Source organism: Myxococcus sp. CA056 (assembly GCF_013336715.1).
Taxonomy (GTDB): domain Bacteria; phylum Myxococcota; class Myxococcia; order Myxococcales; family Myxococcaceae; genus Myxococcus; species Myxococcus llanfairpwllgwyngyllgogerychwyrndrobwllllantysiliogogogochensis.
The window spans coordinates 431,030-444,652 of the sequence record NZ_JABUMT010000003.1; the positions used below are offsets into that span (position 1 = coordinate 431,030).

General features: G+C 68.4%; 8 protein-coding genes and 2 tRNA genes. 8 read left to right on the forward strand and 2 right to left on the reverse strand.

The features are described from left to right. Positions 1-7: 7 nt before the first annotated feature. Positions 8-2,449: a glycogen-debranching protein gene (locus HUA76_RS16250; protein ID WP_174453307.1), complete on the reverse strand. Its 2,442-nt coding sequence runs from the start codon at positions 2,447-2,449 to the stop codon at positions 8-10. A gap of 221 nt (positions 2,450-2,670) precedes the next feature. On the opposite strand from HUA76_RS16250, the gene HUA76_RS16255 reads away from it, so the two are divergent. From HUA76_RS16255 to HUA76_RS16285, 7 genes are all read left to right on the forward strand, one after another. Further along, the gene (locus tag HUA76_RS16255) at positions 2,671-3,759 is read left to right on the forward strand and encodes an ABC transporter ATP-binding protein (protein ID WP_174453306.1); all 1,089 of its coding nucleotides are present in this window, start codon (positions 2,671-2,673) and stop codon (positions 3,757-3,759) included. Then, positions 3,756-5,936 (forward strand): extracellular solute-binding protein, encoded by a 2,181-nt coding sequence (locus HUA76_RS16260; RefSeq protein ID WP_174461394.1) that lies wholly within the window; start codon positions 3,756-3,758, stop codon positions 5,934-5,936. The genes HUA76_RS16255 and HUA76_RS16260 overlap by 4 nt, the downstream gene beginning before the upstream one ends. After that, positions 5,933-6,781: a sugar ABC transporter permease gene (locus tag HUA76_RS16265; RefSeq protein WP_141641038.1), complete on the forward strand. Its 849-nt coding sequence runs from the start codon at positions 5,933-5,935 to the stop codon at positions 6,779-6,781. Before HUA76_RS16260 ends, HUA76_RS16265 begins: the two co-directional genes overlap by 4 nt. Before the next feature lie 39 nt (positions 6,782-6,820). Then, a complete protein-coding gene (locus HUA76_RS16270) occupies positions 6,821-10,918 on the forward strand; it encodes an IPT/TIG domain-containing protein (protein ID WP_371823483.1) in 4,098 nt (1,365 codons plus the stop codon). Positions 10,919-11,059: 141 nt separating this feature from the next. After that, positions 11,060-11,131: transfer RNA gene (locus HUA76_RS16275), tRNA-Val, on the forward strand. A 7-nt stretch (positions 11,132-11,138) separates the two neighbouring features. Beyond that, a tRNA-Asp gene (locus tag HUA76_RS16280) sits at positions 11,139-11,215 on the forward strand. A gap of 53 nt (positions 11,216-11,268) precedes the next feature. Further along, a complete protein-coding gene (locus HUA76_RS16285) occupies positions 11,269-11,427 on the forward strand; it encodes a hypothetical protein (RefSeq protein WP_174461395.1) in 159 nt (52 codons plus the stop codon). 212 nt (positions 11,428-11,639) lie between these two features. Here the strand turns inward: HUA76_RS16285 and HUA76_RS16290 are convergent, their stop codons facing one another. Beyond that, positions 11,640-12,407, reverse strand: a complete 768-nt coding sequence (locus HUA76_RS16290) for a hypothetical protein (RefSeq protein WP_174461396.1) — start codon at positions 12,405-12,407, stop codon at positions 11,640-11,642. Positions 12,408-12,912: 505 nt separating this feature from the next. On the opposite strand from HUA76_RS16290, the gene HUA76_RS16295 reads away from it, so the two are divergent. Next, positions 12,913-13,488: a hypothetical protein gene (locus HUA76_RS16295; protein WP_174461397.1), complete on the forward strand. Its 576-nt coding sequence runs from the start codon at positions 12,913-12,915 to the stop codon at positions 13,486-13,488. Positions 13,489-13,623 lie beyond the last annotated feature (135 nt).

Consider the following 13,623-nt stretch of genomic DNA (forward strand, 5'->3'; position numbering starts at 1 on the left):
CCTGCCCCTACTCCGCGCGCAGGACGACGATGGTGCGCTCGGGCACCCCGTAGGTCACCCCCGTCACGGGGGACGGCGCGTCGAGCCAGGAGTTGCCGGTGACACGGGGCTCCAGGCCCGTGGCGGACAGGTACTCGGGACTGTCGAAGTACGCCTGGGTGTCGATGAGCCGCTTCCACTGGCGCCCCGGAGGCAGGGTGAACTCCACCGCGCGCGGCTCCATGTTGATGAGCACCACCAGCTCCGGGCCGAACGACGTGTCGGGGTAGTGCATCATCAACTGCTTGGTGTCCCAGCCCACCTCCTCGGTGTTCTGGGCGCTCTTCCACACCAGGGGCGAGCCCTTCTCGTAGTCGGGCGGCGCAAAGGCGTAGGCGTGCTCCTTGCGCAGGCGGATGGCGGCCTTGACGAACTCGTACATCCGGTGCCGCTCGTCGCGCGCCAGGTAGGCGCCCCACTGGTACCAGTTGAAGGGGTTGTCCGCGCGCGTGGAGTAGGCGTTGTTGTTGCCCAGCTGCGTGCGCATCCACTCGTCGCCGCCCAGAATCATGGGCGTGCCGTGGCTGATCATCATCGCCATGAAGGCGTTGCGCATCATCTGCCGGCGCATGCTCTCCCCGCGCGTGTCACCCACCGGGCCCCAGTTGCGCGAGCGGTTGTGGTCCTCGCCGCTCACCTTGTCGCAGAAGGGGCTGTTGGGCGTGTCGCAGCACACCGGGTTGAGCGGGCCGCACTTGTTCTGCTTCACCTCGTACGTGAACAAGTCATACATCGTGAAGCCGTCGTGCACGGTGATGAAGTTCATCGAGTGGTATGGGCGCCGGCCGTTGCGCGAGTACCACTCCTTGCTGCCGTACATCAGGAAGGCGCCGTCCGCGGAGCCCGGCCTGCCGCACAGCGAGCCCTCGTTGGAGTTGAGCTTCCAGTCGTCGCGGTTGATGAACGCGCGCCACCAGTCGCGGAAGCGGCCGTTCCACTCGTACCAGCCGTTGCCGGGCTGGGTGAGCGAGTTGGGGAACTCGCCCATGGGCATGCAGTACCAGCCGCCCGCGCTCCAGGGCTCCGCGATGATGCGCGTGTTGTAGCGCTGGAGCACCGGGTCATCGACGATCTCCTGAAGCACCGTGTTCTTCGGGTCGTCCCAGCGGTTGTAGTCCTGATCCCTCTCGCCCAGGATCGGCGCCAGGTCGAAGCGGAAGCCATCCACGTGCAGCTCTTCGACATAGAAGCGCAGGCTGTCGATGATGAGCTTGCGCATGGGGCGGTGGTTGGGCCGCGTCTGGTTGCCCACGCCCGTGTTGTTCCAGTACGTGCGCCGGTCCCCGTTGAGCCCGTAGTACGCCTGATTGTCGATGCCGCGGAACGAGTACACGCCGGCGACCTCCGCCGGGTCCAACGAGTCCAGCGGCTCACCGGGCAGCACGTCGTCCGACTCCAGCTTCTCGCGCCAGAGGCCGCCCTCGCCGGTGTGGTTGTAGACGACGTCGACGATGACCTCGATGTCGCGCTTGTGCAGCTCCTCCACCATCCACTTGAACTCGTCGACGACCTCGTTCGGCCGCTTGAAGGCGGCGTAGGACAGCTCGGGCGCGAAGAAGTTGATGGTCTGGTAGCCCCAGTAACCGCCGTCCAGCGGCTTCTCGTGGATGGGGAGCAGCTCCACGGCGGTGATGCCCAGGTCCTTGAAGTAGTCGGCCTTCTCGCCCAGGCCCCGGTAGGTGCCGGGGAAGCGCACGCCGCTGGCGGGGTCCGCGGTGAAGCCCTTGGCGTGGACCTCGTAGACGATGAGGTCCTGCCACTTGTGGCCCGCCCACTGCTCGTTCTGGCGGTTGTCCCGCCACTGCCGCTCCCCGTCGCCCCACTGGTAGTCGCTCTGGACGAGGACGCTCTTGGCGGAGGCCGCGTACGTCACCTCCGTGCGCGCGGGCCCGCTGGCGGTGCTGCCCTTGCTCCAGTCGTGGTCCCGGTGCAGCGCCTTCGAGTAGGGGTCCGTCAGCAGCTTGTTCGGGTTGAAGCGGTTGCCGTCCACGTCCGCGTCCGCGCGGAAGCCGTGGATGGAGCCGGGGAACCAGCGTTGATCAAACTCCCAGTTGGGACCCCAGGCCCGGAAGCCGTAGTGCTGCCCCAGGCCCACGCCCTCCACGTAGACGTTCCACACGTCCCCGTAGCGCGTCAGCTCATAGGTGCGCGAGGGCCGGTTGCTCTCCGGATCATCGAACAGGAGCAGCTCCAGCCGCGTCGCGTTCTCCGAGTAGAGGGCGAAGTTGACCCCCTGGTCGGTGAACGTCGCGCCCATGTGCTTCATCGACTCGACGTCCTCGACGGTGTAGCTCGGGGCGCGGGCCTCGCTGTGGTAGAGCCGGACGTAGTCGCTCTCGCTGCAACCGACGGCGAACAGAAAAGCGACCAGGGTCGCGCCCCTCGAGAGGGACCAACGGGGAGTGCTCATACGGTGGGGTAGACCTCGACGGACCGGATGTCAGCTTCCATAACAAGCGCCTTCTGGGGCTGACAAGGCGGCCACCCCAGTTGTCCCTCTACGGACCCCGGAAACTTCCGGATGGCCCGGCGCGAGAATAACGCACCGCGCCCAACCGGCGAGGTTTGGGGAAAGCGCGACGCTCCGGGTAATGTGCCCCGCCGTTCTCTCCCCTCATTTTCGAGCGCGTCTTGTCCGAAGTCACCTTGAGCGGAATCAAGAAGTCGTTTGGCCCGAACCTCATCGTGAAGGGCGTGGACCTTCAGGTGGGACAGGGCGAGTTCCTGGTCATGGTGGGGCCGTCGGGTTGTGGAAAGACGACACTCCTGCGGCTCATCGCGGGGCTGGAGCAGGTGGACTCGGGCGAGGTGCGGATCGGCGGGGCGCGCGTCAACGACGTGCCCCCGAGGGATCGCGACGTGGCGATGGTGTTCCAGTCGTACGCGCTCTACCCGCACATGACGGTGCGGGAGAACCTGGCCTTTGGCCTGACGCTGAGGAAGTTCCCCCCGGCGGAGATCGCCTCCCGGGTGGCTGAAGTCGCGACGATGCTGGAGCTGGGCCACCTGCTGGAGCGCAAGCCCAAGGCGCTGTCGGGTGGACAACGTCAGCGGGTGGCCATGGGGCGAGCCATCGTCCGGCGCCCGAAGGTCTTCCTCTTCGACGAGCCCCTGTCCAACCTGGACACCGCCCTGCGAGTGCAGATGCGCGGGGAGCTGGCGCGGCTGCACCGCCGGCTGGGCGCGACGATGATCTACGTCACCCACGACCAGGTGGAGGCGATGACGCTGGCCACCCGGGTGGCTGTCTTCAACGCGGGCGTGTTGCAGCAGGTGGGACCGCCGTTGGAGCTCTACAACCGCCCGGCGAACCGCTTCGTCGCGGGCTTCCTCGGCTCGCCCGCGATGAACTTCCTGGAGGCCCGGCGCGACGGCGCGAACCTGGTGGGCAAGGGCTTCACGCTGCTGTCCCCCTCGGACCTCGCCCCGGGTGCGACGAACCTCCTGGTGGGCCTGCGGCCCCAGGACCTGCGCGTGGCGGCGCTGGGCCCCCTGACGGGCACGGTGGACGCGGTGGAGCGGCTGGGCTTCGACGGCTATGCCTTCGTCAGCACGGAGGCGGGTCCGGTGGCCGCGCGCTTCGACAAGGGCTCCCAGGTTTCGGTGGGAGACAAGGTGTCGCTATCGCCGGTGGCGGACGCGCTGCACGTCTTCACCGAGGATGGGTCCGTGGCCCTGCGCCACCCGGTGGACCGCGAGTCGCTCGAGGTGGCGTCTTGAAGAGGCTGCTGGCGCTGGTGCTGCTCGCGACGGCGTGGAGCGCGCACGCGGCGGAGCCCCAGACAGCACCCCTCAAGCTGTGGCACGCGTACCGGGGTGGCGAAGAGGCCGCGCTCCTCCAGGCGACCACGCTCTTCACCGCGAAGACGGGCGTGCGGGTGGACATGCTCGCCCTGCCCTATGACGCCTACGCGTCCAAGCTGACCAACGCCATTCCCCACGGCGCGGGGCCCGACGTCTTCATCTTCAACCACGAGCGGCTGCGCAACTTCCAGGGACAGAACCTGCTGGCGCCCACGACGGCGACCCTCGTCCGGGCCGACTACTTCGCCAACACGGTGGAGGCGCTGGAGGTGGATGGCCAGGTGTACGGCTATCCGATGTCGCTCAAGTCGCTGGCGCTCTATGTGAATACGAAGCTGGTGCCGCGCCCGCCCACCACCACCGCGGAGCTGCTGGCGCTCCTGCCCACCCTGTCGAAGCCCGAAGAGGGGCGCTTCGGGCTGGCGTACGAGAGCGGAGACTTCTACTTCCACGCGCCATTCCTCTTCGGCTTCGACGGGCCGCTCTTCGACGCCACGGGCCGCGCGAGCTTCGACACGCCGGGGATGGCGCGCTCGCTGGCCTTCGTGAAGCGGCTCCAGGACGAGCGGATGATGCCCCAGGAGGTGTCTGGCGCGCTGGTGAAGACGCTCTTCAACGACGGCCGCGTGGCGATGACCATCAGCGGCCCCTGGTTCGCGGGAGAAATCGCACCGTCCGTGCAGTACCGCGTGGTGGCGCTGCCCACGGTGAGCGAGACAGGCACGCCGATGAAGCCCTTCCTCGGCGTGGAGGCGGCGTTCGTCTCCTCGCGCACGGAGCAGGCCGCGCGGGCGCACGAGCTGGCGCGCTTCCTGTCGCTGGGCGAGGCGTCGCGGGTGCGCACCACGGTGGGCCGGCAGATTCCGGCGGACGTGGCCGCGTACCAGCTCCAGGAAGTGAAGGACGACACGCTCATCTCCTCCTTCCGCGAGGCGGCGAAGGACGCCACGCCCATGCCCAACACGCTGGAGATGGCCCGCGTGTGGGAGCCGATGAAGCTGACGTTGCGCGCGGTGCTCCAGGGCGGAACGCGGCCCGAGGACGCGGGTGCGCTCGCGGACCGTCGCTACCGGGCCCTGCACCGGGAGCGCCCACCCGACGCCAGCCCCATGCCCTGGCTGGGTCTCGCCGGAGTGATGGTCCTGAGCGGAGGCACGGCGTGGGTGCTGCGGCGGCCGGCACAGAGCCAGACATTCCGTCAGCGCTATCCGGATGTGTCGCGCGCGGTGGCGTATGTCGCGCCCGCGGCGGCGGGTCTGCTGGTGCTGGTGTTCATCCCCTTCGTGGTGGGCCTGTCGCTGTCGCTGTTCCACCACGACGCGGGGCAGTACACCTTCGTGGGCCTGGCCAACTTCGTCGACATCCTGGCCAGCCGTGGCTACAGCATCACCGAGCCGCTCTCGTTCTACTTCACGCTCGCGGTGACGCTCTTGTGGGCGGTGGTGAACGTGGTGCTGCACGTGAGCATCGGCCTGGGGCTGGCGCTGGTGCTCAAGGACCCGCTGCTCAAGATGCGGGGGATTTACCGGGTGCTGCTCATCATCCCGTGGGCGGTGCCCAACTACATCACCGCGCTGATGTGGAAGGGGATGTTCCACCGGCAGTTCGGCGCCATCAACGGCCTGCTCGTCGCGCTGGACCTGGAGCCGGTGAGCTGGTTCACCCGCTTCTCCACGGCCTTCGCGGCCAACGTGGCGACCAACACGTGGCTGGGCTTCCCGTTCATGATGGTGGTGGCGCTGGGCGCGCTGCAGTCCATCCCCCCGGAGCTGTACGAGGCGGCGGAGGTGGACGGGGCGAGCAAGTGGACGCAGTTCCGGCGCATCACCCTGCCCCTGCTCAAGCCCGCGATGTTGCCCGCCGTCATCCTGGGCAGCGTGTGGACGTTCAACATGTTCAACATCATCTACCTGGTGTCCGGAGGCGAGCCGGGCGGCGCCACGGACATCCTGGTGTCGGAGGCGTTCCGCTGGGCCTTCCAGCGCAATGAGCAGTACGGCTTCGCGGCGGCGTACTCGGTCCTCATCTTCGTGGTGCTGATGGGCTGGTCCGTCTTCACCCGGCGCCTGATGAAGCCCGAGGAGGCGTCATGAAGAAGCCCTCCGGCTTGAAGATGGCCGTCATCCACATGGGGCTGAGCCTGATGTGCATGGTGACGCTCTACCCGGTGCTGTGGGTGGTGAAGATGGCGCTGTCGCCGTCGGACGGCCTGTCGCTCACCGCCAACCCGTTCCCGGACGCGGTGACGTTCGACCACTTCCGGGACGTGCTGCTCGGCTCGGATGCGCAGGGGCGCTGGGTGTTCGGCCGGCAGGTGCTGTCGAGCTTCATCGTCTCCGGCGCCACGACGGTGGTGGGGCTGACGCTCGCGGTGACGGCGGCCTATGCGCTGTCGCGCTTCAAGTTCCCGGGCAAGGAGGGCGGCATGCAGGCCCTGCTCGTCACCCAGATGTTCCCGGCGACGCTGATGCTGGTGCCCATCTACGGCATCCTCCAGAAGCTGCGGCTGCTCGACAGCCTCACCGGGCTGGTGCTGGTGTACGCCACCACCGCCCTGCCCTTCTGTATCTGGATGCTGAAGGGCTACTTCGACACGCTGCCGCGCGAGTTGGAGGAAGCGGCGGTGATGGACGGGGCCTCGCCCTTCCAGGTGTTCATCAAGGTGGTATTGCCGCTGGCCCGCCCCGCGCTGGCCGTGACGGCGCTGTTCTCCTTCATGACGGCGTGGAACGAGTTCGTCCTCGCCGCCACGTTGATCAATGACCCGACCCGCTTCACCCTGCCCGTCGCCCTCCAGCGGTACGTGGGCGAGTACAAGGTGGAATGGGGCAAGTTCGCCGCCTGCGCGTTGATTGTCTCCGCGCCGGTCATGGCGTTGTTCTTCGCTCTCCAGAAGCACCTCGTCGGCGGGTTGACCGCTGGCGGCGTCAAGGGGTGATGGCCGATGTCGTCGCGTTGTCCGCGGTCCCTTCTTCTCGTGTTGTCGTTGCTCGTCGTGGCCTGTGGTGATGACCCGGAGGGCGGCCAGCCCCCCTCGCTCACCCCGCCCACCGTGAGGGAAATCACCCCCACTGGTGGCCCCATCGCGGGCAACACGCTCATCAACGTCTATGGCTCCGGCTTCGAGCCGGGCGCGAAGCTCTACCTCGGCACCCAGGAAGCCCTGCGCGTCGTCGTGGTCAACGCCTTCCGCATCTACGGCTACTCCCCTTCCGCGAGCACCGCGCAGGTGGATGTGCGCGTGGTGAACCCGGACGGCGCCTATGGCGTGCTGGTGAAGGGCTTCCTCTACGAAGGCCCCCCGACGGCGAACATCGACCAGGCCGAAATCATCAACGGCAACACCGACGCGGTGAGCGGCGGGCAGCCGGTGGGCGTGCTGGTGCGAGGCGCCATCACCGTGGCCGGCCTCACCCGAGGCGTGGGTCAGGGCGGCGGCGTGCGCGCGCAGGTGGGCTTTGCTCCGGCGAACGGCGAGCTGCTCAAGACGGAGAGCTACACCTGGGAGGAGGCCACGTACGAGGGCGACTCCGACAGCGGTGAAGCGGACATCTACAAGGGCAACGTGCTGTTGCAGCCGGCCATCGGAGGAGAGAGCCGTGAGTGGGTCATCACCATCCGCTTCTCCATCGACGGCGGGAAGACGTGGGTGATGGCGGATGGCGATGGCACCGCCAACGGCGTGACGGAGGACATGCTGCGCCGCGTGTTCATCACCCGGCCGCGCGTGGACTACTGCAAGCTGGGTCCCGACGGGAACCGCGCCAACCCGGAGCTGTTCTACCGCCCCACGGACTCGACGCTGATCAAGGTGGCCGGCCAGGTGTACGCGGCGGGCATCACCCAGGGCGCCGGCGGGGGCTCGGGGCTGGTGGCGCAGCTGGGCATGGGGCCGGTGGACTCGGACCCTCGAAACTCCGCCGCGTGGACGTGGGTCCCCGCCGTCTACAAGGCCGAGCACGGCAACAACGACGAGTGGGAAGCGGACCTGCCCAACCCGGGCACGGTGGGCACGTACAAGCTCGCCTTCCGCTTCAGCATCAGTGAGAACGCGTGGCGCGTGTGCGACGCGGACGGCGTCAACGACAGCGTCGAGGGCGAGCTGACCTTCAGCCTGGCGAAGCTGGGCACGCTCACCGTGGGCACCGAGGCGCCGAAGCCGCCCGTGAGCTGGTGCAAGATTGGCGAGGACCAGAAGGCCCCCGAGGTCATCAACTACCAGACCACGCAGACGTCGGGACTCAAGACGGTCTTCGCCCAGGTCCACATGCCGGGCGTGACGGACAAGGTGGGCGCGGGCCCGGGCATCTCCGGCCAGCTCGGCTGGGGGCCCGCGGGGGAGGACCCACGCACCTCGCCCTTGTGGAACTGGGCCACGCCGCTGGCCTGGGCCAAGGACAACTTCGAGGTCAACGACGAGTGGAAGGGCACGCTGCCCAACCCCGGCCTCAATGGCGACTATCGCTACGCGGTGCGCTTCAGCGCCAACGGCGGTCCCATCCGCGTCTGCGACGGCAACGGCGTGGATGACGGCGGCCAGGACTTCGAGCTCGCGCAGCTCGGCCAGCTCACGGTCGCGGGCGAAGTGGTGGTCCCCAAGGTCATCGGCTACTGCAAGCTGGGCCCGAACGGGAACGACACGCCGGAGACGGTGACGTACGCGACGGACGCGGTGGCCAACCGCAAGGTGGTGGCGCAGGTGTTCGTGCAGGGCGTGACGAGCGGCGCCGGCGCGGGCACCGGACTGGTGGGCCAGGTGGGCTGGGGGCCCGCGGCGGAGGACCCCGCCACGTCGGCACAGTGGAACTGGACGACGACGGCTGCGTACAAGGACGAGGTCGGCAACAACGACCAGTTCGAGGCCACGCTGCCCAACCCGGGCACGCTGGGCAGCTACCGCTTCGCCTATCGCTTCAAGGTGAACGACGGTGCGTATCTGCTGTGCGATTCGGACGGCAACAGCGGCGGGGCCGCGGGCTTCGACCCGACGAAGATGGGCACGCTCACCGTGAGCGCGGCGCAGGACATCTCCATCGGCTGGTGCAAGCTCGGCGGTGAGGCCATCGAGCCTCCGCCCAGCGAGGTGTACCGCGTGGGCCAGGCGACGAAGGAAATCTATGCCCAGGTCTACATGGAGGGTGTCACGCCGGGCACGGGCGCGGGCACGGGCATCCAGGGACAGGTGGGCTACGGCCCGGAGGCGGACGCGCCGGAGACGGCGAGCTGGCAGTGGACCTCCACGGGCGCGAGCTTCAACCGCGAGTCAGGCGGAGGCGGGAGCAACGACGAGTGGAAGGCCGCCCTGCCCAACCCGGGGACGGTGGGCCGCTACAAGTTCGCCATCCGCTTCAACGTGAATGGCGGCGCGTACCGCTACTGCGACGCGGACGGCCTCGGCAACGGCTTCACGCTCGCCCAGGCCGGTGGCCTGGAAGTGAAGCCCGTGGCCGTGGACGCGTGCCAGTTGGTGGGTCCGGCCACGTTGAGCGCGACGCCGGGCGGCGCCACGCAGGTGGTGCACGGCAAGGTGCTCGTGACGACGGTGACGGACGGCACCAGCGGCGCGGCGGGCGCGGGAATCACCTCGGAAGTGGGGTATGGCCCGGCGAGTTCGGACCCGGCGACGGGGACGGGCTGGAACTGGAAGGCCGCGAGCTTCTCGGGCGAGACGGACAGCGGAGCGCAGGACGCCTATGAGACGTCGCTGACGGCGCCCGCCACGGAGGGCACCTACGCGGTGGCCGTGCGCTTCCGGTATCAGACCGGGGCCTGGGCCTATTGCGACCGGGACGGCAGCGCCAACGGCTATCAGACGGCGCAGGCGTCGGTCCTGACGGTGGCCGCGGTGGTGCCGCCGCAGGTGGACTGGTGCCGCCTGGGCGGTGAGACGCAAGCCGCGCCCCCTGTCGAGGCCTACACCATTGGTGAGGCAGCCTCGAAGGTCATCGCGGTCCAGGTGCACGAGGCGGGCGTGACGCCGGGCGCGGGCGCCGGTGCGGGCATCGTCGCGGAGCTGGGCTACGGGCCGGCCGGCAGCGCCCACACGAGCGGAGGCTGGCAGTGGACGGCCGCGACACATGGCGCCGACACGGGCAACACCCAGAACGACGAGTACCGGGCCACCCTGCCCAACCCAGGCACGGCGGGCAGCTTCCGGTTCGCCTACCGCGTGAAGCTGGGCACGGGCCCCTACGTGTACTGCGATGCGGACGGGACGGATGACGACTTCGACATCGCGGACGCGGGCACGTTGACGGTGCAGGCGGCGGCCACGGGCGTCTGCCGGCTGCAGAGCGTGAGCGGGACGACGGTGGGCAGCGGCGATGCCGTCACGGTGACGGGCCGCGTGCGCATCCCCGGAGTCACCAACGGCCCCGGTGCGGGCACGGGGCTTCAGGTGCAGGTCGGCCTGGGCAACGCGGACGTGGACGCCTCCACCACCTCGGCGTCGTTCACCTGGAAGCCGGCGACGTACGCCGGAGAGGCCTCGGGTGAGGCGGACACGGATGAATTCACCACCGAGCTGCGTCCGGCCTACACGACGAGTCGCGCCGTGAGCCTGCGCTACAGCACGGATGGCTCCACGTGGACCTATTGCGACAAGGACGGCAGCGACGTGGGGGGCTACACGCTGGGCCAGCAACACGCCCTCACCGTCGGAAACCACGCCGGCATCGACTACTGCCGGCTCCAGTGGCCGCTGAAGCTCAGTGATTTGAGCGGCAACCGAACCATGTACGGATTCATCTACGAGGACGGCGTCACCAACGCCCCTCCTCCGGCCACCACCCTGTCGGCGGAGCTGGGCCACGGCCCCAAGACACAGGACCCGGGTGTGAGCCCGGCCTGGACCTGGGTGGCTGGCACGGTTCAGAGCGATGGCGGCAACGACGACGAGTACAAGGCGGACCTTCCGGTGAACGCCGCCCTGAACCACGGCTACCTGTGGCGCTTCCGGGTGGGCACCGGCCCGTACTGCTACGGCGACTGGCAACCCAATCCTGGCGAGGGCGGCTCAGCCAACGGCGTGGCCCCGGAGAACCTGGGCACAGTGGACGTCGCGCCCGTCCCCTAGGCCCCTAAGTCACCGGCCGCACGAGCGTTTTCACGCTCCGCGCGGCCGGTGACGGAAGATCCTGGGTCTTCGAAACAGGTGCTTGACAGTGGAGTGAGCCACTTATAAAAGCCCGCTCGTCGCAACGCGGAACACGCCTGCGGGCGGATAGCTCAGCGGCAGAGCGTCGCCCTTACAAGGCGAGGGTCACAGGTTCAATCCCTGTTCCGCCCAAGGTTATGGGGAGTTAGTTCAGTTGGTTAGAACGCCGGCCTGTCACGCCGGAGGCCACGGGTTCAAGTCCCGTACTCCTCGCCATTGAGAGCCCAGCAATCCTTAGGGGTTGCTGGGCTTTTCTTTTTCCTCCCCCCATGTGCCCTCAGCGTGCCCCCTCGGGCGGCGTTGGCTGGAGCCACGTGGTGCTGGAGGGGTATCTGCCGCTCGATCTGCTGCACCGCGCTCTCTCGGGCCTCCGGCGCGACGTGGGCTGGCAGAACACGGAGGGGCCGCGCAGGTACCGCTCCCCTTGAGTGCATCCCCACCGAGCCGGGAAGGTCCAGCGCCCGTCCCCCAGGCAGCATCAGCGCCTGCTGGGGCCGCGGGCACAGCGGCACCACCCGCGCGAGCAGGGCGTCGTCGATGTCGAGGAAGTGCGCGGTGACATGCCACTCGTCCCACAGGAATCGCAGGCGTGGCTGCGCGCTGCCCGCCTCGTCGGTGGGCGCGCGCCGTGCCGGCATCCTCACGGGCCCGTGTAGCGGTAGGGGGCACCGTGGAAACCGGCCGCCGCCAGTTCCGCCGGTGTGCGCAGGAACGGGTTGGGCGTGGCGGACACGGAGGCGAGCAGCGTGTCGATGAGCGCGACGCGGTCGGCCGTGGCCAGCGGAAAAGCCGGGGCGAAGGCCTCGCGGGGCACTGGCGTTCCCCACAGCAGAGGGTCCGTGCCGGCCTGTCCGTCGGAGGCGTCGTCCGGGTCGCCGTGGGCCGCATCGCGGGCCGACGGGGCGGACAGTGGCGCCAGGCGCGGCAGCACCGCCTTGAACCAGGCCTGGAAGGCCTTGTTGTCCGGAAGCGTGAAGTTGACGAGGTTGGCGTCGCCGCGGAGGTAGCGCACAAGCCCGAAATCGAGTTCGCCGTAGATGTCGGCGGCGTTCACGAACTCCCACTTGAGCGCCTGCAGTGGCCCGTGGATGGCGCTGGCCGTGTCCTGCGGGAACTGCATCGCGTCCACCTTCAAGTAGCGGATGTCGATGGACGCGGCCCACATGGCCTCAACCGCCAGCCGCATCTCGTGGTCGTCGTGAAGGTGCTCGAAGCGGCGGTGCATCCATTCGCCTAACGCGGCGGCCAAGCCCAGGAGGGCCCGGAAGGACAGATGCGCGAGGTGGCCCTCGACCGTGCGGTGGGTGCTACCGAAGGCCGACATCGCCTCGCCCGGACCCCAGCGGTGGGCGACGGGCAGGCCGGCGATGGGGGCAGCCTGAAGGTAGGGCGGCAGCGGCAGGGACATGGACGGTTCTCTAGAACGGGACAGGACGGGGCGCGAGACGAGATAGGAAGGCCCTCTCCTCGAACAGCACGCACGGGGGCTCCCAGGGGGCGCATCGGCATGACCACCGACATGGGTCAGGCCGCGGTGTTTCCTGATGAGCAGCGGGTTCACCACCGGCGAGGTGCCACAGCTTGCCTCGCGGTGTCCGGATACGGCTGTAGCGGCTGTTCGTGTACCTCGCCGCGCCAATAGACGTCGTCCCTATCATCAGGTGTCAGGCTTCGCTCGATGGCGCGTTGCACTGATGCCAAGAGCATCCGCTGCCACTGGCCCTGAGACATGCGTCCTCATCCCTGAGGCTGTACACGGAAATGGACCCTCCGTACCGCCGTTCGGCCACACACAGGGCCCCGCTTTATTCGTATCGCGGAGCGAGTGGTACAGCGTGAGGTGTCTGGATTAGACAGACGGAATGAACCCATTCATCTCTCGTGTCGTGACCACTGTCGCATTCACTCTCTTCATGTCCGCTGGCCTGACAGCCTGTGGTGATGACGAGGTGAGCTCCGACGAACAGGCCCGACGCGCATACCTGGGACTCGATGAGTCCGTCAGCAAAGCCCTGCAGCTCGGCTTCGCCGGCTTCAACGCCGCTTCGAGCGCCAACATCCCGGCCCAGTCAGCACCCGGCAACGTGTCCGGGACGCTCCTCATCTCCGGACAGGTGGACCAGGGGGCCTCCAACAACAAGGGGATGCGACTGCGCGTGGGAATGGCCACCTACTCCGACGGCGAGATTGTCGTGGGCGAAGACGAGGAGCCGGTGAACATCACCTACGCGTCGACCACCGATACGGCGACCCAGCCGGAGCTGAACCTCCAGCTTCGCAACATCCCCAACGGCACCTTCTCCGGCGCGCTCACGGGCCCCTTCCAGATGACCGGTGACCTGGAGGGCGAGGTCACCCTCAACCTGACCCTCGCCGGTGAAATCGAGGACGACGGCACCGGCAAGGTGCGCCGCAAGGTCGGCACCACCACGGTGACGGGCACCGCCACGTCGGGCGACGGCTCGTACAACGTGAACCTCACGCGGTAGTCGCCGCACACTGCCTCCCATGGAGCGCACGACGTGCGTGGGCTCGGGCTCCGGGCGGGGCAACCACGCCGACGGCCGACGACCCTCGTGCCTCGACACTCGCGGGGACAACGTGGGACGCTCGTTTGCCCATCC

Bases quoted from the DNA above. Each gene is read 5' to 3' on its own strand.
- HUA76_RS16250 (WP_174453307.1), bottom strand. From the start codon at position 2,449: ATGAGCACTCCCCGTTGGTCCCTCTCGAGGGGCGCGACCCTGGTCGCT.
- HUA76_RS16265 (WP_141641038.1), top strand. From the start codon at position 5,933: ATGAAGAAGCCCTCCGGCTTGAAGATGGCCGTCATCCACATGGGGCTG.
- HUA76_RS16285 (WP_174461395.1), top strand. From the start codon at position 11,269: ATGTGCCCTCAGCGTGCCCCCTCGGGCGGCGTTGGCTGGAGCCACGTG.
- HUA76_RS16290 (WP_174461396.1), bottom strand. From the start codon at position 12,407: ATGTCCCTGCCGCTGCCGCCCTACCTTCAGGCTGCCCCCATCGCCGGC.
- HUA76_RS16295 (WP_174461397.1), top strand. From the start codon at position 12,913: ATGTCCGCTGGCCTGACAGCCTGTGGTGATGACGAGGTGAGCTCCGAC.